Source organism: Paenarthrobacter nitroguajacolicus (assembly GCF_051027655.1).
Lineage (GTDB): Bacteria > Actinomycetota > Actinomycetes > Actinomycetales > Micrococcaceae > Arthrobacter > Arthrobacter nitroguajacolicus.
This window is the reverse complement of the sequence record NZ_CP073234.1, coordinates 2,076,870-2,100,553: the sequence shown is the minus strand read 5'-3', so window position 1 is coordinate 2,100,553 and position 23,684 is coordinate 2,076,870. Positions and strand designations below refer to the sequence as shown.

Sequence of the window (23,684 nt, the reverse complement as noted above, 5' to 3'; positions counted from 1 at the left end):
AACGTGAATTGGAAGCGTCTCCGCTATGCAGTTCGGCGCAATGTAGAGCATGCATTGGTCCTCTTTATCGTGAATGACACCACGTTGGGGCTGGGCTACCCGGTGTTGGTGGTGGATCTGGACGACCTGTCGCCCGGCCCTTCCGCTGCAGCGCAGGCCAACTCTGGAGTGGTGATAACAACTTGAACATCGTGTACATGGACTCACGGTTTGATTTACGCGGCAGCGGTCCTCGCGAGTTCGACCGCGTATAGCCCGGTCAGTACGATCCCCAGAACGCCGAGTACGACCGTCGCCGAGCGCATTGTTATTGTGTACGCCCGCGGGGTGAAACGATCGCGGAAGCGCGCGAGCAGCAGCGCCACGACCGCTTTCGCCCCGATCAGGGCTAGGTAAAACGCGGCAACCAGAGACAACGCGCCGAGCGATGCCGATTTCCACTCGCGCAAGAACAGTGGTCCAAGCACGGTCGCCCATGTGATCCAAGGGTGAGGGCTGAGCAAGTTCACCAAGGCGCCCTGGAGGAGAGTACGCCACCCGTCCGTCCGCGGAGGCGCGATATCAGACGCGACCTGCTCGACAGTTGCATTACGATGCCACTGCAGCCCGGCGGAGACGGCCAAGTAGACACCTCCCAGCAGCCCAATCACCGAGAGCGTCCAATACGGTAGTCGTTCGAGCGCGAGGACTACCAGCACCACGACGACCGCGTCCGAAAGCACCGGCGCCACGGCCGTCGCCATTCCTCCGCGCCAACCGCGGCGGAGTGTCTGTGCCACAACGAGAACGAGCAGCGGCCCGGGGCTGACGCCCGCCGTAGCGCCGAGCGACAAGCCGATTAGAAGCGCATCCATTGTTGTTTCCTCAAGTGGACTGTGAGCATGATATAAATTATTATGTCAGCATAATTATGCACGCACAACTAAAGGTTGAACGATGAAGATTGAGGATGCGGACGATCTCGGCACGCTGGCTGACCTGCTACTCGACGTCGCACGGCTTATTCGAATGGTCGAGCCTCTCGGCGAGGTACCAATCTTGACTGAGACGGAACAGATGGTCATGCGCGTTGTCGACCTCGCGCCAGGGTCGACGCCAAGCGAAATTGCGGACCGGTCCGTCCTCCAGCGGCCCAATGTCAGCGCTGCGCTCCGCAGCCTTGAGGCCAAAGGGCTCATCGATCGCACCGAACGGACCGGACGGAACGTCGTCGTCCGGCCGACAAAGGCTGCCGCAATCGCGCTCGAGCGGCTTCGGAAAGCACTGCGCGAGGTTATGATAGAGGCAACGGAGGAGGCCGATATCGAAGAATTGCTGGCCCTCATTGCACCACTGCGCGAGCTGGAGCTGAGACTCTTCGCACTCCGGCGGCCGACTCGGACGCAGATGAACAGGTCCGACCTTTCCGTAGCAGCGCCGCCCCGTAATTCCTCCGCATGGGCGCACTCGGACGAGCGCCAGGACCCATAAGAGCCAGTTCCTGGTCCCCGAGGTCACTAGCCAGGGAGACCTGCGTGCCCTTTGCCGTTCCGGGGAGCCTTGGGAATTGCCAGGCACTCTTATGTGCTATACCAATGATTGGGTTCACGATCGGGTCGGGACACCGAGGAGTTCCGAGGCGAGGGTGACATACGAGGCGGTGTCCGTCTCGTCCCTCAAGGGGCTGGTACGGAAGCGGCATGCACCCGTGATGTCTCGGCAGAAACACCCTGACGCCCGACACCTCGGGTAGGGAACGGGCTTAGGAGCCAGACTCTGCTGTAATTCCACTCACCCCGACGGGATGCACTTAAAATTTCGGCCGATACGAGTCCATGAGATGCTGGAGGTCGCGCGCTACATCGGCAAGAGCCCGTGTGCGCCAAGCCTGACGTGCTTGCTGGGGTTGCTTCCGGCCGATCTCAGTTCTCCTTGAACCTCTGCTTCTCGCTGCTGATGAGGTACTCGATAGGGGGCGGGATTTACTTCCGTCTAAAGGGTCGTAAAAGAGAAGCGCCGGGGCCGCAAAGTCATCGTTAATCATGATTGCCTTTCATTTTGACTTTTCAGCAGGCCGCCATGGACGATTGGGGGCCTCCTTCTCTCATATCGAGCCCAAGAGGCCTCGCCGACGGTAGTTCTTACTTGCGGGTCAACCTGCTTCAGCTGCAATGAAATGATTTGAACAGACGCTGTTGCAGCCAACGTGTCGGGTTCGCATGGGAAAAGCCAACCCGGCAAAATCGACATCAGCACGCGAGCGGCCCATTGCATCGAATTGCGCCGTCATGAACCGTCGGTGCAGGAAGTCCAGTTCAGTTACGAGGTTCTTTCCCCAATGATGACAGGCCGCAAAAGACAGCCTCCTCCCTGGTGCCATGATTGAGGTTCAACCTACGCCATCAGCCCGTGCATAGAGTCGGAACGATCGCTTCTTATCGCTCCTCCAGTATGTTTTCTGACCGCATATATGCTGACGCGCTCAGACCTAGTTTCCCAGTCTCGAATGCGTCCTCACTGTTGGCTGTTGCCCCGTCTAACGAAAGGGCTATTCAAGGCAGCGTACTCGCCCTCAGCACTGGCCATAAACTATTTAGTAGGCCCGCGTTGGTGAAGCGCAGTCAACAGGAAGCAGCCATGAGCGTTTTTATCTCAGAGTTGGGTGCAGGCAGTGAACGCGGGAGTAGCACTGAAATCCGTTAAGTCCGGCAGGCTTTCTCTCTTTCGGACTAGGCCGTCGTCGTCGGTACGTTGTTGACAACCCACATCTTGCGGACGGTTTCGTGGATAGTCCACGAGCCCTCCCAGCCAGCCGGCATCACGAACAGAGTGCCCGGACCAATGTCGAAGCTGGTGCCGTCCGCTTCAGTAATCGTTGCGGACCCACTCAGAATCTGGCAGATCTCGTCGTTCTGACGCACGGAATTGGATACTCCCGGAGTTGCCTCCCAAATACCCGTCTTGAAGTCGCCCCTGGCCCAAAGGCGGAAGTCCGCATCCGTCTGACCGGGTGTAACCGAATTCTTTTTGGGGGTGTGCTCCCCTAGATCGGCTGTTGTTGTGTCGCGCATAACGATGGCCTTGACCATAACTATTCCCTCTTTACTTTTCCTTATTGAACACCGTTGTCCCGCCTCGCGGTCGGCCTTTGAAGGGGCTAGCCCTCGGATTTGCAAGCGTACGCCACAAGAAGACGCCAATTAGGCCCTCAAGAGGCAAGGCAATGTTTCCAACAACGAAATAAGCGCGAGGCGAAGCCCGTAGGGCGCATCATTGCAGTCGCTTGCCCTCAACTTCACGCGCCGCTCCCCGGCACAGAAGGAAAGGGAACGTCGGTTTTCCCGCATCAACACGGGGCCCGCGGAGGCGGCTCACACTGCATGCCGGACCGTACTCATCGACCGGTTAATGTTTCTTTCCGGAAAAGAAACATTGCATTGCTTGGCGTGCAGCTAATCATCTTCTTCTTATCCCATACGCTGTTGGGGCATCTCATCGCACGCCCTGGAGGATCGCCTTGCACTTTTCCCACCTTTTGGAGGGTTTTCGGCGCAGCATTGGCTATGGCCGGCGCGCAGCGTCTCCGGGAGCCGTCTTGGCCGCGCTTATGGTTGCCAGATTTGCGAGCCACGAGTGATTTCGAACACGAGATTCCCAAGTAAGGCCAAGTCAAGCCGTCTAGGTAGACGTCGAGTTGAGGCTGCTCCGCAGTTGCTTCTAGGAAGCCAGCTGATTTTCAACATTGGTTTCTTTGCAGTGGTACCTTTTTTGGCTGTTGCGATGCGGAACGATTTCGGTCTGGGCGCGATGGCGGTTGGTGTTGTTCTCGGGGCGCGAACATTCGCTCAGCAGGGTCTGTTTCTCTTTGGTGGGGCGCTGGCCGATCATTGGGGGGCGAGAGAGTCGATGATCACGGGCTGCTTGGTACGTGTTTCTGGGTTCTTGCTCCTTGCGTGGGCCTCAGACTTTCCGATGTTTCTCTTCGGCGCTGTCGTCACGGGCATTGGTGGCGCGCTGTTTTCCCCCGCTATGCAGAGCCTTGTCGCAACAGCCGCAGAGAGCGGTCGGGGGAAACCGGACTATCGGAAAGAGCTGGTCGATACGGAGACATCCGCAACCCGGCCGAAGCGCGAAAGTTCCTCCCTCTTTGCTTTGCTTGTGGTTTGCGGCGAAGTGGGCACCGTACTCGGCCCACTCATGGGCTCCTTACTCCTAAACACTGGCTTTGACACCTCACTGGTGACGGGCGCCGGAGTTTTTGCGTTGATGGCAGCCGTCTTTTGGCTCTTTCTGCCCAGAACGCAGCCACGTGCCTGCAGAACCAGAGCCAACACACCGGGTAATGGCAGGCCCGCCGGTCTTTGGTCTTGCCTTCGGGAAAAGAGGTTCATCGGTTTTGCTGCCTTCTACAGCGTAAATCTGCTTGCAACCAACCAACTGTACTTTGGGCTCCCGATCGAAATGGAGCGCAGCGGGGTGGGCGTAGATGCCTTGGCAGTCGTCTTTGCCTACGCCTCAATCCTGACTATTGCCCTCCAATGGCCGATCGCCAGAATCATGGGTCGCTACGGGCCCAAGCTGGCACTCCCCCTTGGATTCTTCCTTCAAGCGATAGGTTTCGCTGCCCTCGCGGTGATGGCCGTGTTCCCTGCGCCATCCGCCATCCCCGTTATACCCGCCATTGCCCTGGTAACAGGACTTGCCCTCGGAAATATGTGCGTACTGCCCGTGGCGATGGGGCTCGTCCTTGAGTTCTCCGCAGGCCGCCCGACAGGTGCATATTACGGGCTATTGGCCAGTGCCGGCGGACTCGCCGTGGTCATTGGAAACGCCGCGCTGGCCCCGCTCTACGAACACGCCGCCACTCCGTCAGCACACGCCAGCGCACCGTGGCTTCTCCTGGCCCTGACTGCAGCCATCTCAGCCGTATCGATTCGACACTTCACACCGCGGCCCCTGGGCCCCGAATCGCGTTCATTCATTGCCCTAAATCAAAGCAAAGGAAGATGACGCAAGTGAGATATCGGTCAACACGGGAGTAGAAGTAGCTGCGAGAACTACTGTGTTTCGAGGAACCGGTTCCGCAGTGAGTCACGCTTAGCTGTGGTCCTCCCTAGCGCCTTCCGGCTATACGAGGCGTATCCGAAAACGCCATGCCCGTAAACCAGCAACTTCCGGGGGTTTACCCACAGGATCTCTGCACTGCAGGCGTTCTTATCCTTGGCTGTTCGGCATTGGGGTTTGCTGTGTCTACGGTATCGAGACCAAGCGGGCTGCATAACGCGCTCTAAGGCGAAGAGGCCACGGACCGCAGCTGAGTGGCAGCGACCCAGGCTCCCTGTCAACGCGTGGTGGCATCCAGGACAAAACCTGAACCGGACGTCGCTGGCCAAAACACGGTCGAAAGCTTCGTTGATGTGTGCACCGTCCGCCACTTCGACTTCCGCGCCAAGATTGTGGGCGGCACAAAATCCGGCATCTCCTGGGTTTGCCGGATTCCGCCCGTCTTGGATCCGCTGAGGTTTCGCCGGGCCGAGATCAGGGACGATGCGCGGTGTCTAAGCGGTTTGGACAGAAGCCCCACCAGGACCAGCGTGCCGCCAAACCCAGCAGAGAAAGGTATTGGTCCACATCGATCTCAGCGGAGACGGTGTTGATGATGAGATCGAACTTGTCCCGCAGCGCTGCGAATGTTTCAGGGTCCGACGTTGCGAAGAAGTGATCCGCTCCGAGCCGACGTGCGTCCTTTTCCTTCGTCCTGGACTGGCTCAGCACTGTTACTTCTGCTCCCATGGCAGCTATTTCAGCCCAGATGTACTAGGCCACCCATACCGACTATCGCCACCCGCTTGCCGGGTCCGGTCTTCCACTGACGTAACGGCGTATACATGGTGATTCCTGCGCACAGGAGCGGAGCAGCCCCTTGCAGCGGCAGTCCATCGGGGATGTTCAGTACGTAATTTTCATCCACGACGATACTGGTGCTGTAACCGCCGGCGGTCGGCAGCCCATCCGACCCAGTGGAGTTATATTTGCTTGTTGATCCCTTCAGGCAGTGTTGTTCTTCTCCGGCAATGCAGTTCACCCATTCCCGGCAGGAATCTACAAAGCATCCCACTCCGACGACGTCTCCAACGGAATGCCGCGTCACCCCTGCGCCTATGGACTCCACGACGCCGACGATTTCGTGTCCTACAACCAGTGGATATCGCACCTGAGACCATTCTCCCCGTGCGGGCGTGAATGTCGGAGTGGCAGATACCGGTGCAGAGGATGGAGATCAGCACCTCATGATCGCCGGGATCCCTGCGGATGATGGTCCCGGGACGAAGAGGCGAGGTGGGCGACTCAACGATGTCAGCCCTGGCCTGCGAAGGCATATGGGTGTCCCTTCAGCTGGAGGTATCTTCTGGTACCTTCGAGGCGCGCCTTTCCCCCGCATGCGTGGTCCAGGCCGCCGACAGTCCTCCCGCGCCGATCGTAAGGAGCAACAGCCCGCCCACTAGATTGAGTGCGCCGTTCGCGAAGATGCAGGTGGTGCCGCCGGTAACAGCCAGGACTGCCATCACAGTTGCAAATGCACGCATGTCAAGCGTGCCTTACCAATGGCATTCGTTTTCGCTGGCGCTTCGGCAGAACTGGCACGCGACGTTCTTTTTCAAATGGGTCCACGTCTCCGATGCCTGAGTGATGCCCCGGTTGTAGCCTTTCTGTATCGGAAAGCGCTTCTGTATCGGAAAGCGCTGACGGCCCTCTTGGATGATGTCCGCGAACAGGCAGGCGTGCGCTTCACCACCGCTGACGGACTGGCCGAAGTGATGGTTGGGGCGGATGTTGGTCGCTGTGTCGGTGCTCACGATGATGGCGATGCCGGTGCTGCCGCGGGGATCGCGGGGTCGACGGATGGAACGGCATCGATGGCGTCGATGGCGGCCAGGACCGCAGTGGTGAACTCGGAGGTGGAAGAGGTGCCACCAACATCCCGGGTTCCGAGTCCTTCACGGAGGACCGACTCGAAGGCCGCCTGAAGGTGCCTGGCTGCTTCCGGGTGGCCGAGGTGTTCCAGCATCATGGCTCCGGACCACATCTGGCCGACAGGGTTCGCAAGTCCCATGCCGGCAATGTCCGGCGCTGAACCATGAACCGGCTCAAAGAGCGACGGGAAGTCGCCTTCCGGATTGAGGTTGGCGCTCGGAGCTACGCCTATGGACCCTGTCACGGCGCTGCCAAGGTCAGACAAGATGTCTCCGAGGAGGTTGGATGCCACGATTACGTCGTAGGTCCACGGCTTCAACACCAGGTGGGCGGCCAATGCGTCCACCAGTTCGCTGGTGAGGGTAACTTCCGGATAGAGCCGTGCCGTTTCTTCAACAATCTCGTCCCAGAACGGCATGGTGTGGATGATGCCGTTGCTCTTGGTGGCGGAAGTCAGTCGTCCGCCCCGCGCGGAAGCCTGGGATGCCGCGTAGTGTGCTGCCCGGGAGACTCCCAGGCGGGTGAAAATCGTCTCCTGCACAGCGCTTTCGTGCGGCTGCCCGCGGTAGATGCGTCCGCCGATTTCCGAGTACTCCCCCTCATTGTTCTCACGCACAATGAGGATATCGATCGGTTCCTTCGACGCCAGCGGCGACTTCACGCCGTCGAGCGTTTTCACCGGACGCACGTTGATGTACTGCTGGAATTCACGGCGTATGGGGATCAACAGCCCCCACAGCGATTCCGCGTCGGAGACCTGCGGTGAGCCGACTGCGCCCAGGAAAATGGCCTCATGCTGTGCAAGCTGCTCAAGACCGTCTTCAGGCATCATTCGGCCGTGGCGCAGGTAGTAGTCCGAACCCCAGTCGAAGTGGGTAAATTGCAGGTCCAGGGAATGAAGCCGGGCGATTCGTTCCAGGCATTCCAGCGCAGCCGGGACGACTTCCTGGCCGATACCGTCACCGGCAATAACGGCGATTTTGTGGGTGGTCATACTGCTCCGTTCGTGGTTGCAGCGAACTGCTGCCAGCCTGAGGATGTTTCAGGCAATTGGATGATGGTGTTCTTTGGTTCGGTCATTTCGCGAACCGTGTGCTTGACGCCTTCCCTTCCTACGCCGCTGCGCTTGAAGCCGCCGAAGGGCATCGAATCGATCCGCACGTCACTGGTCTCGTTAATAACAACCGATCCCACGTGGAGCTTCTCCGCGATGGCCAGCGCTTCGCTGAACGATTCAGTGAAGACGCCGGCCTGAAGCCCAAACTCCGTGTCGTTGGCCGCATGAACGGCGTCCTGGACCTCGATGAATGGGAGAACGCTGACGACGGGGCCGAAGACTTCTTCCCGGATCACACGGCAGGTGGATGGGACGTCCGTGAGGACAGTTGGCGCATAGTGCGCACCATGCCGGCGTCCGCCGACGTGGACGGTGGCACCAGCGGCCTTCGCTTCTTCCACCCATTCCTCCACGCGCCGCGCCTCTGCTTCGCTGATGAGGGGCCCGATATCTGTTGTGCGTTCCAGCTTCGGTCCGGACCGCAGCGCTTTTGTTCCGCGCACGACGTCGTCAAGGACCCGGTCGAAGAGCGAAATGTGTACGTACACCCGCTGGACGGACAGGCAGTTCTGGCCGGCTACTCCGAAAGCCCCTGCCACGATTGCCTGCGCAGCGTCTCCTGCGTTCGCATCTGCGCAGACGATCGTGGCATTGTTTCCGCCAAGTTCCGAGAGGATTTTCTTGGCGCCGGCGGATGCAGCAATCCTGTCCGCCGTTTTTGGACCCCCGGTGAAAGAGATCAGGTCCACCTGGGGGTCTGTCACGAGGGCCTCGGAAACGCCCGGACCCGAAACAATTCCTGCCAGCCGCCCGGCAGGTACTCCAGCGTCCAGTAACAACTGAATGAAGGCCAGCCCCGTCAGGGGCGTCCGTCCGGACGGTTTAAGCACGACGCCGTTGCCTCCGATGAGCGCCGGGCCCAGCTTATGTGCAACGAGGTTCAGCGGATCGTTGAACGGCGTGATGGCTGCGACGATTCCTACGGGCTTGCGGTTATACCAGCCGAGCTTTCCGGCGCCCGCCAAGCTGTCTTCGAAGGCCAGGGTCTCGCCCTGAAGCTCTCCTGATGCGGCGGCGGAGAGCCTGAGAGTTTCGATGCAACGGAGGACTTCGCGTCCGGCTTCGTTAATCGTCTTGCTGCTTTCTGAAGCAATGATCCTGGCGAAACGCGCCGACTGCCCGCGTAGCACGGCAACGGCCTTTTCCAAAGACTCACGTCGCTGGCGCAGGGGCCAGTCAACCTCGATCATGTGCCGGTGGATGTGGGCCACGGCGCGGCGCACGTCCTCCGGTGTGGACGAACATACGGTTCCCAGCAGGAGCCCGTCTTCGGGATCCCGGACTTCGACGGTCCTGTCCACCGTTTGCCAGGTGCTTTCGAAGAAGGCGCCTCCCTGCAGGTCTGCGACCTGTGTCCGCTGGTAGGCGGTCTCTCCAGCGGATTTTGGCCGCAGCCCACCCACGGTTGTCTTTGTCGTCATCCGAAGCCTTACTGATTGATACTTGTGTTTGCCGGGAGTGGATTTACTTCACGCGGTCGATGATCTTGGCCGCGGCGCCGATGAAGGGCAGGAACCACGGCGGGCCGAAGTGGCCGGGCACCGGAGGGTTCTTCAAGTCGGACCAGACGTTGGCGGACTTGTCCCCGCCCATGTAATGGGCCATGCGTTTGCCCATGTGTGCAGCCATCTGGACACCATGTCCGCTGTAGTTGAGCGAGTAGAACAGTCCGTTGTGCTCCCCGGCGTGGACCATCTGGTCCATGGACAGGTCCACCAAGCCGCCCCAGATGTAATCGACCTTCGCGTTGGACAGGTACGGGAAGAGTTCGAGCATGGCCTTGCGGAGAATTGCGGCACTCTTGACGTCCGAGTCCGGGCTGGAGAGAGCGAACCTGGCGCGGCCCCCGAAAAGGAGCCTGTTGTCCGGGGTGATCCGGAAATAGTAGGTCAGCATCTTGCTGTCGGAAGCCATCCGGCGGTTCGGCAGGATTCGATTGACCACGTCTTCCGGCAACGGTTCGGTACAGATGATGAAGCTGCCAACAGGAATCACCCGGCGCTGCAGCCACGGGGTGACGTTGCCCGTGTAGCCGCTGGTTGCGACGAGCACCTGCTTGGCCCGCGCGATGCCGCGCGTCGTATGCACGTCATGGACCGTGCCCTTGACCCGCTTGAGTTCCGTCACGCCCGCGTTCTCGCAGATCTGTGCGCCGGCGTTGGCTGCCGCGCCGGCCAGGCCGTGGGCAAACTTGCCCACGTGCAGTCCGGCTCCCAAGGGGTCCATCATCGCGCCCTGGTAGAAGTCAGTTCCGATCTCGCTGTGGATATCCGACTTCGGAATCAGCGTGACATGGTGGTCCACGAGCCTGGCCAGCAACTGCTGGGACTTCTTGAAGCCGTCGTTGTGCGACTCATGATAGGCCAGCGAGAGCTTGCCGAAGCGGTTGAAGTCACAATCGATCGCGTAGTCATGGACCAGCTTCTCGATGCTGTCGATCGCGTCGTTGTACTCGCGGAAGTACTCCACGGCACGGGCTTCGCCGTACCGCTTGACCGCTGAGCTGAAACCGATGGCGAGCCCGGTCGTGGCCATTCCGCCGTTGCGGCCGGATGCCCCCCAGCCCACGGTGTGGCGTTCGAAGACCGCGACGCTCGCGCCCTGCCGGGCGAATTCAAGGGCAGCGGACAAGCCTGTAAAGCCGGCACCGATAACCGCGACGTCGACGTTATCCGGTACGGGCGTGCTGCGGTAGTCACCGGAAGGCTGGGCTGTGTCCAGCCAGTAAGGGATGAGTTTCACGGGGTGGCCTTTCGCCTCAGGGAATAGGGTTAAAGACCGAGGTGCTTGTTGATCTCGTCGAGGGACTTCACGCTGAACATGTCGTAGCCGGTGGTGACAGGGTCATAGCCACGGTCGAGCAACACAAGGTTCCGGAAGCCGAGGTCGTGCATCGGATGCACGTCATACCGGGTGTGCGAAGAAATGTGGAGGAAGTCCTCCGGCTTCGCGTTCAGGGTGTCCAGCATGTACTCGAAAGCCTGGTATCGCGGCTTGTAGGCCTGTGCCTGCTCCGCGGTCAGCACTGCGTGGAACTCCGCACCGAGCTTGGGGATGCTGATGTCCAGGAAGCTGTCATCGGCGTTGGAGAGAGCCACCAGCTTGTAGTTGTCGCCCATCAGCTTCAGCGGTGCCGGCACGTCATCGTGCGCAACCCAACCGCGCACGGCATCTGCAAACGCCGCCCCCGCACCTTCGGTGGGTCCGATTCCCCAACGCTTGCACACCCTGTCGAAGGAGTCCTGCAGGATCTGCTCGTACGGCTTGTAGTCACCAAGGACCTCGTCAAACCGGTAGCCACGGAACTGCCTCTTGAACTCCGGCCACTGCTCCTCGGAAATGCGACCAGCCAGCAGTCGACGTGTAGTTGGATCGATGTCGAAGTTGATGAGCGTGCCGTAGACATCGAAGGAGATGTACTTCGGGCGGAAGTTGGTCTCTGCCATGGGAATTTCCGTTCATTCGGGAGGCGGGGAGGATCTGCCCTGGATATGGACATGTTCGATGGGAGCGAACCAGACCGGGCTGGAGCGGCCACGGGGTTGCTGCCAGATACTCGACTGTAGAAGCGGAAATTGTCAATTGTCAACAGTTTTCGTCATTCAATCCCAAAATCTCAACGTAACATATCACCAAAAAGTTATCTGTGGATTGTTGACAATCGACCTCTTTGGAGGTTGCATTGCTCTTAGGTACAGGAGAGATCCTCATCACATTTCCGCTCCATCGAACATCGACGGGACGCACATAACTCTCCTGATGACTGTCAAATCCTCCCCCAGCTGAAACCCTCGAAGGGAAGCATCATGAAGACCATATTCAAAGCGCAGACTACGGCTGCAGGCATTGCCCTGCTGCTTGCTTTGAGCGCTTGCGGAGGTGCCGCCAACAGCGACTCCGCCAGCAGTGAGTCGGCGGACACCAGCCTGACCAACAACACCAGAGACATCTCCGAGGGTGTCCAGCCTGACCAGGCCGCGGTGGCACTGTTGCCGCAGTCGATCAAGGACAAGGGTGAACTGACGGTCGCCATGGACCTTCACTACCCACCCACGACGTTCCTGGCCGAGGACAACAGCACGCCGATCGGCTTGAACCCGGACGTCGCCCGGCTCATCGCCAAGAAGCTGGACTTGAAACTGAAGTTTGTGGACACGAAGTTCGACACGATCATCCCGGGTCTGGACGGCGGACGTTTCGACTTCACCGTCACCACAATGGCCAAGACGGAAGAGCGCCTGAAGGTCCTGGACATGATCGACTACTTCAAGGCCGGCAACTCGGTCGTTGTGGCGGCAGGGAACCCGCTGAACCTATCTATGGAGACCCTGTGTGGCAAGAATGTTGCAGTGACGCAGGGCTCCACCGGTCAGCTCAAGCGCCTTCCGGCACTGAGCGAGCAGACCTGTACTTCCAAGGGCCAGCCGGCAATCAACGCCGTGACGCTTCCCAACATTCAGGAAGCGCTCACACAGCTGCACTCGAAGCGCATCGACGGCATCCTCTATGACACAACCGCCCTCGGCTGGGCAGCCAGGCAGCAGCCGGACTCCTTCACTCTCCTGGGCCGGGTCAACGTGGGCTCCAGTGACCTATCTGCCGCCGGCCTTAAAAAGGGGTCGCCGCTGACCCCAGCTATGCAGGCGGCTATCCAGTCCGTCCTTGGGACCCCGGAGTATCAGGAATCTCTGAAGACTTGGGGCCTGGATTCAGGCGCCATCACCGACGCCAAACTGAACTAGCAGGTTCATCATGAAGCAAGCAACCCTTGACCGGAGCAGACAGACAGTGGACGGAATGGATTCCGCGTTGAAGCCGCGACTGAAGCGGCGCAGCACGTTCGAGTACGTGGCCTGGGCAGTTTCGATCCTCGTGGGTGCCGGCATGCTCTACTCCGTAGCCACCAACCCGAACTTTAAATGGGGAACGGTAGCGAAGTATTTCACGGCGGAATCCATCCTGCGCGGGCTGATGCTTACGATCTTCCTCACCATCGCGAGCATGGCCCTCGGTACCCTGCTGGGACTGCTCCTTGCCATCATGAGGGCATCAAGCATCAAACCCATCGCCATCGCCGCGGGCGCCTACATCACCCTGTTCCGTGGAACGCCTGTGCTGGTGCAGCTCATCTTCTGGTTCAACATCTCTGCCCTTTACCCGAATCTGTCAATCGGTATCCCCTTTACCGACATCGGCACCGCCATTGATACGAACGCCTTGATGGGTCCGATCACCGCAGCGCTGGTGGGTCTGACCCTGAACGAAGCCGCCTACATGGCCGAGATCGTCCGTGGCGGGTTCTCCGCCGTGGGCAAGGGACAGATCGAAGCCGCAGACTCCTTGGGGATGAGCGGTGCCATGAAGATGCGCAAAGTCATCATCCCCCAGGCAATGCCCTCCATCATCCCGGCCACCGGCAACCAGGTGATCGGCATGTTCAAGGAAACCTCCCTGGTCTCCGTCCTGGGCGTGGCCGAACTGCTCCAGAGCGCCCAGCTGATCTACGCCCGCACCTACGAGACCATTCCGCTGCTGATTGTGGCCAGCCTCTGGTACCTCGTCATGACCCTGGTGTTGAGCTACCCGCAGTCCAAGCTCGAACAGAAGTACTCGCACACCTCCGTCCGGATCCCCCGCAAATCCAAAAAAGTCACCTTGACCGCACCGGAAGGAATCGCACGATGAGCACCGCCGGTACCATCCAAGCCAGCCGCATCCGAAAGTCCTTCGGACCCAAAACTGTTCTTAAGGACGTGGACCTTGAGGTCGCCAGCGGTGAGATCTGCTGCATTATCGGCCCTTCGGGCTCGGGCAAGTCCACCCTGCTGCGCTGCATCAACGGCCTCGAAACGGTCGATTCCGGCGTCCTGAAAGTCAACGGCGAGAACTTCGGGTACTACGAAACCGATAATGCCTACCACGCCCTGCCGCCCAAGAAGCTGGCACAGCAGCGGACGCGGGTAGGTATGGTTTTCCAGCAGTTCAACCTGTTCCCAAACATGACAGCCCGCGAGAACGTCATGTCTGGCCCTGTGCTGGTCAAGCGGGCGGACAAGAAGGAATCCGCAAAACGCGCCCAGGAACTGCTCACCAGCGTTGGCCTGGGTCAATTTGGGGACCGCTACCCGGCAGAGCTTTCCGGGGGGCAGCAGCAACGCGTGGCCATCGCACGGTCCCTGGCCATGGACCCCGACATCATCCTGTTCGATGAGCCCACCTCGGCCCTCGACCCGGAAAAGGTAGGGGAAGTCCTCAGCGTCATGCAGGATCTGGCCAAGAAGGGCATGACCATGGTGGTGGTCACCCACGAGATGGGCTTCGCCCGTGAAGTCTCCGATTCCCTCATCTTCATGGACGACGGCGTCGTGGTTGAACGAGGCGATGCCCGCGAAATCCTCAGCAACCCCAAGGAACCCCGCACCCAAGCTTTCCTGAAGCAGGTCCTCTAACCATGACAGATGGAAAACTCGCCGTCATTGGCCTCGGCAGCATCGGGAGTATGGCCCTCTGGCAGGCCTCCCGCCTCACGGACTCCGTGACCGGATTCGAAGCGCAACATCCCGCCCATGGACGCAGCGCCGTCGGTGGTGACACGCGCCTGTTCCGCATGATCTATAAGGGCCATCCAGGCTACTACCCCATCATGCAGCGCTCCAAGGAACTCTGGGCTGAACTGGAGGCAGAAACCGGCCAGGACATCCTCATCCGCTGTGGCGGCCTCTCGATCGGAGCAGCCAACGGAGCCTACCTCGCCAGCGTCCTCGAAACCACCGGGATCACGGGAGCAGAGCACCATTTGCTGACGCACCACGAATTGGCCGAACGCTACCCTCAGCACAACCTTCGGGCAGACGACATCGCCGTCTTCGACCCGAACTCGGGCGCACTCCGAACCGATCGGGCCGTCACCGCGGCTACAGCAGCAGCAGAGGCAAATGGGGCAACGGTCCACACCAACACCGCCGTCGACAGCATCACCGAGACCGGGGACGGCGTCGTTATCACCGCCGGCGAGCAGTCCTGGACCTTTGAACAGGTTATCGTCGCCTCGGGCGGATGGTCCCGGCAGCTGCTACCGCCGTACGCAAAGGAACACGTCGAAACCCGGCGAGTCTTCCTTTCCTGGTTCGTGGCCCGGGAGCCTAAAGAGTTCACGCCGGAGCACTTCCCCGTTTTTAGCCGCATCTATGAAGACCGTTCCATGTATGGCGCGCCGACCGTGGATGGGGCCACCGTCAAGGCCACCCTTGACGGGCGCGGCCGGCCAGCCTTGGATCCCGGAGCCATAATCCGCGACCTGTCCGAAGAAGAAATTGCCGAAACCATGCAAACCGTGGCCGAGTTCTTCCCCGGCCTGGTACCCACCGTCGTTCGCTCTGATGCATTCCCCGACCTGTACACCAGTGACCGGAACCCGCTTCTCGGATTCGTTGGAGACAGCGGCAGGGTTTATGCGGCTACAGGCTTCTCCGGAGCGGGATTCAAAATGGCCTCCGGTTATGGCGAAATAGCGGCTGCCGAGGCACTCGGCAAGCAGATTTTTAACGGGTTGGAGTTCGTCCGGCCCCAGCGTTTCAGCCCCCGCTGAACAAACGCCACCACTCAATAGGCCATGGCATGCATCGCCTATTGTTGACAATCTACAGTTACTAAGAAGGTATGACGACATGGCAACTCTCAGCCCTATCCTGAAGCAGGCGACCCCAGTGGTGGTCGACCATGCGGCGGGCAGCTGGATCCACGCTACTGATGGCAAGAAGTACCTCGATTTCACCACCGGAATTGGTGTCACCAGCACCGGCCACTGCCACCCCGACGTGGTCGCCGCAGCCCGCGAGCAGGTGGGTAAAATCGTGCACGCCCAGTACACCACCGTGATGCACAAGCCCCTGCTGGAGCTCACGGAACTCCTTGGCGACGTCCTGCCCCAAGGACTGGACAGCGTCTTCTACGCCACTTCAGGCTCCGAAGCCGTCGAAGCATCCATCCGCCTGGCGCGCATGGCCACGGGCCGCCCGAACATCATCTCCTTTCAGGGTGGCTTCCACGGCCGAACGGTAGCAGCGGCCTCGCTGACCACAGCGGGAACCAAGTTCCGCTCCGGCTTCTCCCCCCTCATGAGCGGCGTCCACGTAGCGCCGTTCCCCCACTGGTATCGGTACGGCTGGGACGAGGCCACCGCCGTCGAATTCGCACTTAAGGAACTTGACCACCTTCTGATGACCATCAGCAACCCCAGCGACACCGCCGGCTTCATCATTGAACCGGTACTCGGCGACGGCGGTTACATCCCCACACCGCCGGCCTTCCTGCAGGGCCTCCGGGAAAGGGCAGACCGTCACGGCATCGTGCTGATCATTGACGAGGTCCAGGCGGGTGTCGGGCGCACAGGCAAGTTCTGGGGACACGACTGGGCCGACATTCGCCCCGACGTCGTCATTACAGCCAAGGGCCTGGCAAGCGGCTTCCCTATCTCGGCCATTGCCGCGTCATCCGAACTCATGGGCAAGGCCTGGCCTGGATCCCAGGGCGGCACCTACGGAGGAAACGCAGTTGCAGCTGCAGCCGGGGTGGCAACCCTGGGCGTTATCCGGCGCGAGAACCTCGTGGAAAACGCACTGCTCCGAGGCAACGAGCTGCGGGCAGGACTGGACAAGCTGCAAACTGAATTCGCCGTCATCGGCAACGTCCGAGGGCGCGGCCTGATGCAGGGCATCGAGTTCACAGCACCGGACAATACTCCCGACGCAGCAACCGCACTTTCCGTGCAGCAGGCGGCCATCACCGAGGAACTCCTGCTTCTCACCTGCGGTCCCCACGGCAATGTCATCCGGGTGATTCCGGCGCTCAATGTCACCGCTGACGAAATCCAGACCGGCCTCGCCAGGTTCACCCAGGCACTCAAAACGGCCACTTCCTGACTACCTGCTCACTGAAAGAAAAGGCATGAATCCCTCCTTTGATCCCAGCAACTTGCGGACAGACTTGTTCATTGACGGGACGTGGCACAAGGCCACGTCCGGGGCCACGTTTGCGGTGGAGAACCCTGCCACCAACGAGGTCATAGCGCACGTCGCCGACGGTGGCCCTGAAGACGCCGTCCGTGCTATTGAAGCGGCCGGACGCGCGCAGGAAGGTTGGGCCAAGTCCACGCCGCGCGCGCGGGCTGACATCCTGCGCCGGGCCTTCGAACTGGTCATCGCAAACACCGACAAGCTCGCGGCGATCATGACCGCTGAAATGGGCAAACCCCTGGCCGAAGCCCGCGGCGAGGTGGCCTACGGCGCCGACATGCTGCGGTGGTTCTCCGAAGAAGCAGTACGCGTCGGCGGCGACGCTACCGGTTCGGTGGACGGCAACACCCGGATCCTGGTCACGAAAGAACCCGTTGGACCTTCTGTCCTGGTCACGCCATGGAACTTCCCGCTGGCGATGGGGGCCCGCAAGATCGCCCCGGCGGTCGCGGCCGGCTGCACCATGGTCTTCAAACCGGCAGAACTGACGCCCCTGACTTCCCTGGCCCTGGTGGAACTCTTCAAGGAGGCCGGATTACCCGACGGCGTCCTCAACGTGGTCACCACATCGTCCGCTTCCGCCGTGGTCAGGACCTGGACGGACAGCGGAATTGCCCGGAAGATCAGCTTCACCGGCTCCACGGAAGTGGGTAAGGTCCTGCTGCGCCAGGCAGCAGACAACGTGATGCGCTCCTCCATGGAACTGGGTGGAAACGCACCTTTCATTGTCCTGGCCGATGCTGACATCGAGAAGGCTGTGGACGGGGCCATGAAAGCCAAGATGCGGAACATGGGTGAGGCGTGCACCGCCGCAAACCGGTTCTTCGTCCACCGCTCCGTCCTGACCGAGTTCAGCGAAAAGTTCGCCAAGAAAATGTCTGAACTGCGCGTCGGAAACGGAGCCCAGGAAGGGACTGATGTCGGACCGCTCATTGAGCAAAAAGGATTGGACAAAGTCCAAAGCCTCGTCGATGACGCAGTGTCCAAGGGCGCACGCGTACTTACCGGCGGCGGCCGCCCGGAGGGACCAGGGTATTTCTACTCCCCCACGGTGTTGGTGGACGTTCCCACCGCCGCGGAGCTGATGAGCACCGAAATCTTCGGCCCCGTCGCGGCGATCACGGCCTTCGACAGTGAAGAAGAAGTCCTGCAGCAGGCCAATGACACGGAGTGGGGTTTGGTGGGCTACGTCTTCACCGAAAGTATGGACAAAGCCTTGAGGTTCTCCACCGAACTGGAAGTCGGCATGGTGGGAATCAACACCGGGCTTGTCTCCAACCCTGCAGCTCCCTTCGGCGGTGTCAAGCAGTCCGGACTCGGTCGCGAAGGCGGGAAGATCGGAATCGATGAATTCCTGGAGTACAAATACACGGCCATAGCGGTCTAGTAGATTCAGTGTGTTAACTAACGAGATGAGGGGATGTCATGGCGGCACCGGAGACGATGTTCGTATTGGAGGGCCGGCCTACTGCACAGTTGATCGCCGATCAATTAAGGGAGCTCATAGTCCTGGGAGCGTTCAGCCCTGGACAACAGGTCAATGAATCTGCGCTGGCCATCCAGCTCAGCACTTCCAGGGGCCCTCTTCGGGAGGCTTTGCAGCGGTTGTGCCAGGAAGGAATTCTGGTCAGCAAACGGAACCGCGGGGTGTTCGTTGCCGAACTTTCCGAAGACGACGTACGCGAAATCTATGCGGTGAGGGAGGCTGTTGAGCTGGCTGCCGCCAATACGCTCCTGGACGCGGGACAAGACAAAATTTCCGACACCTGCCGTGTGCTCAAAGGCATCATCAAGAACATGGCCAAGCAGGTAGCCGCTTCCGACTGGCAGGCACTGGCACGGCTGGACATGGAATTCCACACAGCCTTTGTCTCCGGCACGGGGAACACGCGGCTCATCAGGATCTACCAGACGCTCGCAGCGGAGACGCGGATGTGCATCCTCAGCCTTGAGGTTGCCTACCCCCGGATAGATGTGCTCGTCCAGGAACACCAGCTGATACTTGACCATTTGGAGGCCGCGGATCGCCAGGGCCTGCAAAAGGCCATCAAACGGCACATGCAGAAAGCTGTAGAGGACCTCACCTCAAAGCCCGAGATCACGGAAATTACGGCTTAGCAACTCCCACCGCGGAACACTGAGGTGTGAGCGGCCAAACTGAGCCTTGGAAGGGCCTCTGCCTGGTATCGACCGGGCAGAGGCCCCTTTTTCGTCAGCCCCTTAGCGTTCACTTTGGAACTGTAGAACTGTTCACCTGCACGGGATCCGAAGCCAACGATTTGGCCATGCGGGTGGCCAAATACGTGACCGGCAACCAGGGCATTATCGTCACCGCCGGCGCGTACCACGGGCTAATCGTGGAGGTGCCGTCATTTTCGCCATCATTGGGTGTCGCGCTTCCGCTGAGCCCAAGCGTCCGGGTCATTAATGCGCCGGATGTCCTGCGATACTCATCCGACACAGTCTCCCTGGAGGATCACATGAGCGAGCAGGTGTGCACTGTCATTGCGTTTTCGCTCGCCCAACCGGCTTCCTCCGACCGGCATTCGAGGGAATCCAAGCGGTGGGCGGCTTGTACATCGCGGACGACGTGCAGCCGGGTTTTGACCTCACCTAACCGAAAAGCAGCAACGGAAATTGTGAATTCCCTGCGACGGGATCGGATCCTCATCTCCGCGTGCGGCGCCCAGGGGAACGTCCTGAAACTCCGCCCGCCGATGCCGTTCCAGCAATGACGCCGATCGGCTCCTGGAAGGTATGGAGAAGGCTTTCACGACTTTGAGATAGGCCTCCGCCACTGATGATCCCCTCCAGCGCCAGAACCCACGGATACAGACACAACGGCCCGGCTCCTTTTCGGAGCCGGGCCGTTGTGATTGGCGCAGTTAGGCGGGAAGATCCGCGACCACCCACATCTTGCGAAGAGTCTCGTGGATGGTCCAGGTACCGGTCCAGCCGGCCGGCGTTACGAACAGCGACCCTGGACCCACTTCGAAACTCGTGCCATCTTCCTCGGTGATGGTGGCCGTGCCACTCAGAATCTGGCAAATCTCGTCATAGCCAGGCCGGGTGCTGGTTGATACACCTGGAGTGGCCTCCCAGATTCCTGTCTTGAGGCCGTCGCGAGCCCAAAGCCGCAGCGAGACTTCGGTCTGTCCGGGCGTAATCGAGGTGGGTTTGGGAGTGTGTTCTCCCGGGTTGACGGTGTTTGCGTTGCTCATGACAGTGGCCTTGACCATGCCGCTCCTTCCGGGCGCTTTGCCCCGATAAACCGTGCCCCGCCGTCGTTGGAAAGGCACTATCCCATTCTAGCTATTGTCAACAATTGACGATAGCCTTGAACATGACTCTTTTTGATTCTCCCAGCGCCCGAAGCCGGCGAACCGCGCTTTGGACCTCGCTGGAACCGGGCGATAACGTACTGCTCCGCATGCACGGCTTTGTTCATCTTCGAGGCACTGTGGATGACCGCACCGAGGACGGATCCACTATTTGGGTTGTGGACCGGCTTGGGGATCGGCGCTTGTTCCACATTGATGATGATTTTGAGCTTGACCTGGCCCCCGTGCCAGGTCCCTTCCGGCCCTAGCGGAGGGATTCGCGCAGGAGTAGCGTCTGGATGAGATACCGCACCCCACCGCGTACATCTCCCTGATGTTTGCGGCACGCCCCGGGAGGTAAGACCAATGGCGGGATGGAACGCTGACACTGCAGCGGGACCGCTTGGGCCGGGAACCGTCACCTTGGTGGAAGGTACGTCTTTCTGCATCTCCTTACCCAATGGCGACATCCAGGCTGATCATCCGCACGGCCTCTTCTTTCAAGACACCCGCGTCCTCTCCGAATGGCGTCTCACCGTCAATGGGCAGCGACTTGAGCCGCTCACAGCGCAGGTCCCAGAGCCTCACCGGGCGGTCTTCGCTGCCCGGGTCACCCGCGCAGAAGGCTACGCCGACAGTCCCCTCGTGGTGGAGCGCATCCGCGAGCTCGGTTTTGGCATCGCGGAGCACATCACGGTGCACAACCACTCGACCGAGCCTGTGGAATGCCGGGTGATGGTGGAGGCCTCCGCCGACTTCGCTGATGTCTTTGAAGTCAAGGAAGCGCGCGTTCAGAGGCAGTGGTCCGGGAGCCGGCATGTTCAAGCAACAGGACTCAGCATCAGCGCCGAGTGGCAGCAAGTCCGGAAGTCCGTCGTCGTGAGCTCAGACGCCGCCGCGGCCGCGCCGGAAGGCTTGCACGTCACCGTCACTATTCCACCACGAGGGTACTGGAGCGCCAACTTGGAGGTAAGGCCGGAGGACAGCAACAGGCCCGGGGAACCTCGCCGGACCAGGGCGGCCTGTCTCCCAGCGACCGGCGCAGGCAGGAATGGGTAGCGAGAATCCCCATCCTTCGCATGGGAAACCACGGCATCGAGCGGACGCTTCGGCGCAGCTATGACGATTTGGGCGCCCTGCGCATTGAAGACCCGGCCCACCCGGAACGAGTAGTGGTAGCAGCCGGGGCGCCTTGGTTCATGACCCTCTTCGGCCGGGACTCCCTGTGGGCCTCGGAGATGGCAATGCCCGTTGATCCCTCCCTCGCGTTGGGCACACTGAAGACATTGGCCGAACGTCAAGGAACCCGGGTTGATCCGGTCACGGAGGAAGAACCCGGAAAGATCCTCCACGAGGTCAGGCTGGACGTTTCCAGCAACCTGGCCCTTGGTGGAAAATCCACGTATTACGGGAGCATCGATGCAACTCCTTTGTTCGTCGTGGTGCTGGGATCGGTCAGCCGTTGGGGGTTCGCCAAAGAGACCATTGCCGAACTCCTGCCCCACGCCGACAGGGCCCTCGAATGGATCCGCGATTACGGAGACAGGGACGGGGACGGATTTGTGGAGTACCAGCGCCTGAATCCCGAAGGGTTGATCAACCAAGGGTGGAAGGACTCATGGGACGGCATCAACTTTGCGGACGGATCCCTGGCTGAGACCCCCATTGCGCTCTGTGAAGTCCAGGCTTACGTTTACGACGCCTACATGGCGCGGGCTTGGATGGCGTACGACGCCGGTGACTCGCCATTGGCTGCCGATCTCGCCCAGCGCGCCGCCGACCTGAAAGCCAAGTTCAACGAGCAGTTCTGGATGCCCGACCGTGGTTACTACGCCGTTGCACTGGATGGCAAGAAGCGCCAGGTGGACGCATGTGCGTCCAACATGGGGCACTGCCTTTGGGTGGGCCTTGTGGATGATGACAAGGCCCCCAAAGTTGTTGAACGGCTCATGTCGCCAGAGATGTTCAGCGGGTGGGGCGTTCGGACCCTGGCGACGGACATGGGTGCCTACAATCCTGCCAGCTACCACAACGGCTCAGTATGGCCGCACGATAACGCAGTCATCGCAGCCGGGTTAATGCGTTACGGATTCATCGAAGAAGCACAACGAATCGCCACTGCGCTCTTCGAGGCAGCCGACTATTCAGGAGGGCGGCTCCCTGAACTCTTCTGCGGCTTCGGCCGGGACAAGTACGGCGAACCAGTTCCATACCCGACTGCCTGCTCGCCACAGGCCTGGGCCGCCACCACTCCCATCCAACTGATCACGAGCCTCATGCGCTACGACGCCCACGTCTCCCGCGGCGGGTTCTGGCTGGACCCGCACCTCCCACCTTCCTTCGGCGATCTGCACATCACCAACGCGCCCATGGCCGGAGGACGAATGAGGATCGACATCACCGGCTCCATGCCCGAAGTACGGGGGCTGCCCGACGGCATGGTGTTCCACCAAGGACACCGCCCATGGCTGGCTGAGCTGGTGGAGCAGGCATCACACAAGTATTGAGGACGGGCTTGAACTGCTCTAGGAAACCGGGGTCAGAGCGCGCCGGAGCGCCCAGGTGCCGGGGCGGGCTTGAGGATCCACAGGACAGCTGTCCCACCCACTGCCGGCATGATTTCACCTTTGACTATCAGCCTGGGCATTGCGTTGCTTCCAGCGGCGGTCCACCAACCCGATACAGGGCAATAGTGCCCTGTTCGCGATGTCTCGCTTCGTGTCCCGAGCATTCCACACACTGGCCGCTTCTTCATGGCAAACCTTTCGTCTACGCGGGCCCGAACCCGCTGGCTTCGGAAGTGCTCCCATTCTAGCAATTGTCAACAATTGACGATAGTCTTTCGGTTGGAATACGTGTTTGCGCGAGGCGTGCACCTTAGGGCTGCACTATTTGCCTGGGTACCAATAACGCGCCGATTCTGCCGGGGCAGACCTCGCATGGAGAGCGGCGGACCCGGTCGGGCGGCGAGGGATCCAGGCGTGCAAGACCACGCCTGGGCCAGAGCGCGAATCAACTGTGTCGAGGACGAGGGTGCGGAGCAGTGGATCTGGTCCGCCGTTCGCTGGCCAAGAGAGACTAACTCGCCTGTTTCATCTGCCACGCGCCCGCGTCACCCTAACCAGATGGCCTGTTTCGCCGAGAGCCGCTGGGCCATCGAGGAAACCTTCCAGACTTCGGCAGGCGAGGCAGGGATGGACGACTATCAGGTCCGCCAATATACGGGCCACTTCCGGCCTAACACCTTCTCGATGCTCGCCTAAGAATTCCTCACCGCAG

At 60.4% G+C, this 23,684-nt stretch carries 21 protein-coding genes and 2 pseudogenes; 13 read left to right on the top strand and 10 right to left on the bottom strand.

Annotation, left to right across the window (positions count from 1 at the left end; all coding sequences use genetic code 11):
* Nucleotides 1–3 precede the first annotated feature (3 nt).
* Nucleotides 4–186: a hypothetical protein gene (locus tag KCX59_RS10050; RefSeq protein ID WP_179018285.1), complete on the top strand. Its 183-nt coding sequence runs from the start codon at nt 4–6 to the stop codon at nt 184–186.
* A gap of 29 nt (nt 187–215) precedes the next feature.
* On the opposite strand, the gene KCX59_RS10045 is transcribed toward KCX59_RS10050, so the two are convergent.
* The gene (locus KCX59_RS10045; RefSeq protein ID WP_256871528.1) at nt 216–854 is read right to left on the bottom strand and encodes a LysE family translocator; all 639 of its coding nucleotides are present in this window, start codon (nt 852–854) and stop codon (nt 216–218) included.
* 82 nt (nt 855–936) lie between these two features.
* Here KCX59_RS10045 and KCX59_RS10040 point away from each other — a divergent pair, with 82 nt between their 5' ends.
* Entirely contained in the window at nt 937–1,470 is a 534-nt protein-coding gene (locus KCX59_RS10040) for a MarR family winged helix-turn-helix transcriptional regulator (protein WP_179018286.1), read from the top strand.
* A gap of 1,238 nt (nt 1,471–2,708) precedes the next feature.
* Here the strand turns inward: KCX59_RS10040 and KCX59_RS10035 are convergent.
* Complete coding sequence (locus KCX59_RS10035) at nt 2,709–3,068, bottom strand: cupin domain-containing protein (protein WP_179018287.1); 360 nt, start codon at nt 3,066–3,068, stop codon at nt 2,709–2,711.
* 544 nt (nt 3,069–3,612) lie between these two features.
* Between KCX59_RS10035 and KCX59_RS10030 the strand changes: the two genes are divergently transcribed.
* Nucleotides 3,613–4,989 carry an MFS transporter gene (locus KCX59_RS10030; protein ID WP_434122657.1) on the top strand — a complete coding sequence of 459 codons (1,377 nt, stop codon included), beginning with the start codon at nt 3,613–3,615 and terminating at the stop codon, nt 4,987–4,989.
* Between the two features lie 356 nt (nt 4,990–5,345).
* Here KCX59_RS10030 and KCX59_RS10025 read toward each other — a convergent pair.
* The 7 genes and pseudogenes from KCX59_RS10025 to KCX59_RS09995 all read right to left on the bottom strand — a co-directional run.
* Nucleotides 5,346–6,359 (bottom strand): annotated as a pseudogene (locus KCX59_RS10025) (NAD(P)-dependent alcohol dehydrogenase); the annotation flags it as partial.
* A gap of 12 nt (nt 6,360–6,371) precedes the next feature.
* Nucleotides 6,372–6,566: a hypothetical protein gene (locus tag KCX59_RS10020; RefSeq protein ID WP_179018288.1), complete on the bottom strand. Its 195-nt coding sequence runs from the start codon at nt 6,564–6,566 to the stop codon at nt 6,372–6,374.
* Between the two features lie 12 nt (nt 6,567–6,578).
* Nucleotides 6,579–6,836 (bottom strand): hypothetical protein, encoded by a 258-nt coding sequence (locus KCX59_RS10015; RefSeq protein WP_179018289.1) that lies wholly within the window; start codon nt 6,834–6,836, stop codon nt 6,579–6,581.
* Nucleotides 6,833–7,948, bottom strand: coding sequence for a tartrate dehydrogenase (locus KCX59_RS10010; protein ID WP_179018290.1), 1,116 nt, complete (start codon nt 7,946–7,948; stop codon nt 6,833–6,835). Before KCX59_RS10010 ends, KCX59_RS10015 begins: the two co-directional genes overlap by 4 nt.
* Nucleotides 7,945–9,492, bottom strand: a complete 1,548-nt coding sequence (locus tag KCX59_RS10005; RefSeq protein ID WP_179018291.1) for an aldehyde dehydrogenase family protein — start codon at nt 9,490–9,492, stop codon at nt 7,945–7,947. Before KCX59_RS10005 ends, KCX59_RS10010 begins: the two co-directional genes overlap by 4 nt.
* A 43-nt stretch (nt 9,493–9,535) precedes the next feature.
* Entirely contained in the window at nt 9,536–10,813 is a 1,278-nt protein-coding gene (locus KCX59_RS10000; protein WP_179018292.1) for an NAD(P)/FAD-dependent oxidoreductase, read from the bottom strand.
* 29 nt (nt 10,814–10,842) lie between these two features.
* Nucleotides 10,843–11,517, bottom strand: coding sequence for a haloacid dehalogenase type II (locus KCX59_RS09995; protein ID WP_179018293.1), 675 nt, complete (start codon nt 11,515–11,517; stop codon nt 10,843–10,845).
* A 360-nt stretch (nt 11,518–11,877) separates the two neighbouring features.
* On the opposite strand from KCX59_RS09995, the gene KCX59_RS09990 reads away from it, so the two are divergent.
* The 7 genes from KCX59_RS09990 (at nt 11,878) to KCX59_RS09960 (ending at nt 19,203) form a co-directional block, all read left to right on the top strand.
* Nucleotides 11,878–12,813, top strand: a complete 936-nt coding sequence (locus KCX59_RS09990; RefSeq protein ID WP_144648869.1) for an ABC transporter substrate-binding protein — start codon at nt 11,878–11,880, stop codon at nt 12,811–12,813.
* A gap of 10 nt (nt 12,814–12,823) precedes the next feature.
* A complete protein-coding gene (locus KCX59_RS09985) occupies nt 12,824–13,756 on the top strand; it encodes an amino acid ABC transporter permease (protein WP_218649521.1) in 933 nt (310 codons plus the stop codon).
* Nucleotides 13,753–14,520, top strand: a complete 768-nt coding sequence (locus KCX59_RS09980; RefSeq protein WP_179018294.1) for an amino acid ABC transporter ATP-binding protein — start codon at nt 13,753–13,755, stop codon at nt 14,518–14,520. Before KCX59_RS09985 ends, KCX59_RS09980 begins: the two co-directional genes overlap by 4 nt.
* Before the next feature lie 2 nt (nt 14,521–14,522).
* Nucleotides 14,523–15,659, top strand: coding sequence for an N-methyl-L-tryptophan oxidase (solA, locus tag KCX59_RS09975; RefSeq protein ID WP_179018295.1), 1,137 nt, complete (start codon nt 14,523–14,525; stop codon nt 15,657–15,659).
* Between the two features lie 79 nt (nt 15,660–15,738).
* Nucleotides 15,739–16,992 carry an aspartate aminotransferase family protein gene (locus KCX59_RS09970; protein ID WP_179018296.1) on the top strand — a complete coding sequence of 418 codons (1,254 nt, stop codon included), beginning with the start codon at nt 15,739–15,741 and terminating at the stop codon, nt 16,990–16,992.
* 25 nt (nt 16,993–17,017) lie between these two features.
* Nucleotides 17,018–18,472: an NAD-dependent succinate-semialdehyde dehydrogenase gene (locus tag KCX59_RS09965; protein ID WP_179018297.1), complete on the top strand. Its 1,455-nt coding sequence runs from the start codon at nt 17,018–17,020 to the stop codon at nt 18,470–18,472.
* A 38-nt stretch (nt 18,473–18,510) separates the two neighbouring features.
* Nucleotides 18,511–19,203 carry a GntR family transcriptional regulator gene (locus KCX59_RS09960; protein WP_179018298.1) on the top strand — a complete coding sequence of 231 codons (693 nt, stop codon included), beginning with the start codon at nt 18,511–18,513 and terminating at the stop codon, nt 19,201–19,203.
* Nucleotides 19,204–19,970: 767 nt separating this feature from the next.
* On the opposite strand, the gene KCX59_RS09955 is transcribed toward KCX59_RS09960, so the two are convergent.
* Nucleotides 19,971–20,324, bottom strand: a complete 354-nt coding sequence (locus tag KCX59_RS09955) for a cupin domain-containing protein (RefSeq protein WP_179018300.1) — start codon at nt 20,322–20,324, stop codon at nt 19,971–19,973.
* A gap of 104 nt (nt 20,325–20,428) precedes the next feature.
* On the opposite strand from KCX59_RS09955, the gene KCX59_RS09950 reads away from it, so the two are divergent.
* The 3 genes and pseudogenes from KCX59_RS09950 (at nt 20,429) to KCX59_RS09940 (ending at nt 23,668) form a co-directional block, all read left to right on the top strand.
* Entirely contained in the window at nt 20,429–20,674 is a 246-nt protein-coding gene (locus tag KCX59_RS09950) for a hypothetical protein (RefSeq protein WP_179018301.1), read from the top strand.
* A gap of 97 nt (nt 20,675–20,771) precedes the next feature.
* Nucleotides 20,772–22,912, top strand: a pseudogene (locus KCX59_RS09945) (amylo-alpha-1,6-glucosidase).
* 618 nt (nt 22,913–23,530) lie between these two features.
* A complete protein-coding gene (locus KCX59_RS09940; protein ID WP_179018302.1) occupies nt 23,531–23,668 on the top strand; it encodes a hypothetical protein in 138 nt (45 codons plus the stop codon).
* The last annotated feature ends 16 nt before the right edge of the window (nt 23,669–23,684 follow it).

What these genes read in the sequence shown, in the direction of transcription:
- KCX59_RS09995 (WP_179018293.1), bottom strand. Translation starts at nt 11,517, where the DNA reads ATGGCAGAGACCAACTTCCGCCCGAAGTACATCTCCTTCGATGTCTAC.
- KCX59_RS10040 (WP_179018286.1), top strand. Translation starts at nt 937, where the DNA reads ATGAAGATTGAGGATGCGGACGATCTCGGCACGCTGGCTGACCTGCTA.
- KCX59_RS10005 (WP_179018291.1), bottom strand. Translation starts at nt 9,492, where the DNA reads ATGACGACAAAGACAACCGTGGGTGGGCTGCGGCCAAAATCCGCTGGA.
- KCX59_RS10035 (WP_179018287.1), bottom strand. Translation starts at nt 3,068, where the DNA reads ATGGTCAAGGCCATCGTTATGCGCGACACAACAACAGCCGATCTAGGG.
- KCX59_RS09985 (WP_218649521.1), top strand. Translation starts at nt 12,824, where the DNA reads ATGAAGCAAGCAACCCTTGACCGGAGCAGACAGACAGTGGACGGAATG.
- KCX59_RS09940 (WP_179018302.1), top strand. Translation starts at nt 23,531, where the DNA reads ATGGCCTGTTTCGCCGAGAGCCGCTGGGCCATCGAGGAAACCTTCCAG.
- KCX59_RS10045 (WP_256871528.1), bottom strand. Translation starts at nt 854, where the DNA reads ATGGATGCGCTTCTAATCGGCTTGTCGCTCGGCGCTACGGCGGGCGTC.
- KCX59_RS09970 (WP_179018296.1), top strand. Translation starts at nt 15,739, where the DNA reads ATGGCAACTCTCAGCCCTATCCTGAAGCAGGCGACCCCAGTGGTGGTC.
- KCX59_RS09960 (WP_179018298.1), top strand. Translation starts at nt 18,511, where the DNA reads ATGGCGGCACCGGAGACGATGTTCGTATTGGAGGGCCGGCCTACTGCA.
- KCX59_RS09980 (WP_179018294.1), top strand. Translation starts at nt 13,753, where the DNA reads ATGAGCACCGCCGGTACCATCCAAGCCAGCCGCATCCGAAAGTCCTTC.
- KCX59_RS09965 (WP_179018297.1), top strand. Translation starts at nt 17,018, where the DNA reads ATGAATCCCTCCTTTGATCCCAGCAACTTGCGGACAGACTTGTTCATT.
- KCX59_RS10010 (WP_179018290.1), bottom strand. Translation starts at nt 7,948, where the DNA reads ATGACCACCCACAAAATCGCCGTTATTGCCGGTGACGGTATCGGCCAG.
- KCX59_RS10020 (WP_179018288.1), bottom strand. Translation starts at nt 6,566, where the DNA reads ATGCGTGCATTTGCAACTGTGATGGCAGTCCTGGCTGTTACCGGCGGC.
- solA (WP_179018295.1), top strand. Translation starts at nt 14,523, where the DNA reads ATGACAGATGGAAAACTCGCCGTCATTGGCCTCGGCAGCATCGGGAGT.
- KCX59_RS09955 (WP_179018300.1), bottom strand. Translation starts at nt 20,324, where the DNA reads ATGGTCAAGGCCACTGTCATGAGCAACGCAAACACCGTCAACCCGGGA.
- KCX59_RS09950 (WP_179018301.1), top strand. Translation starts at nt 20,429, where the DNA reads ATGACTCTTTTTGATTCTCCCAGCGCCCGAAGCCGGCGAACCGCGCTT.
- KCX59_RS09990 (WP_144648869.1), top strand. Translation starts at nt 11,878, where the DNA reads ATGAAGACCATATTCAAAGCGCAGACTACGGCTGCAGGCATTGCCCTG.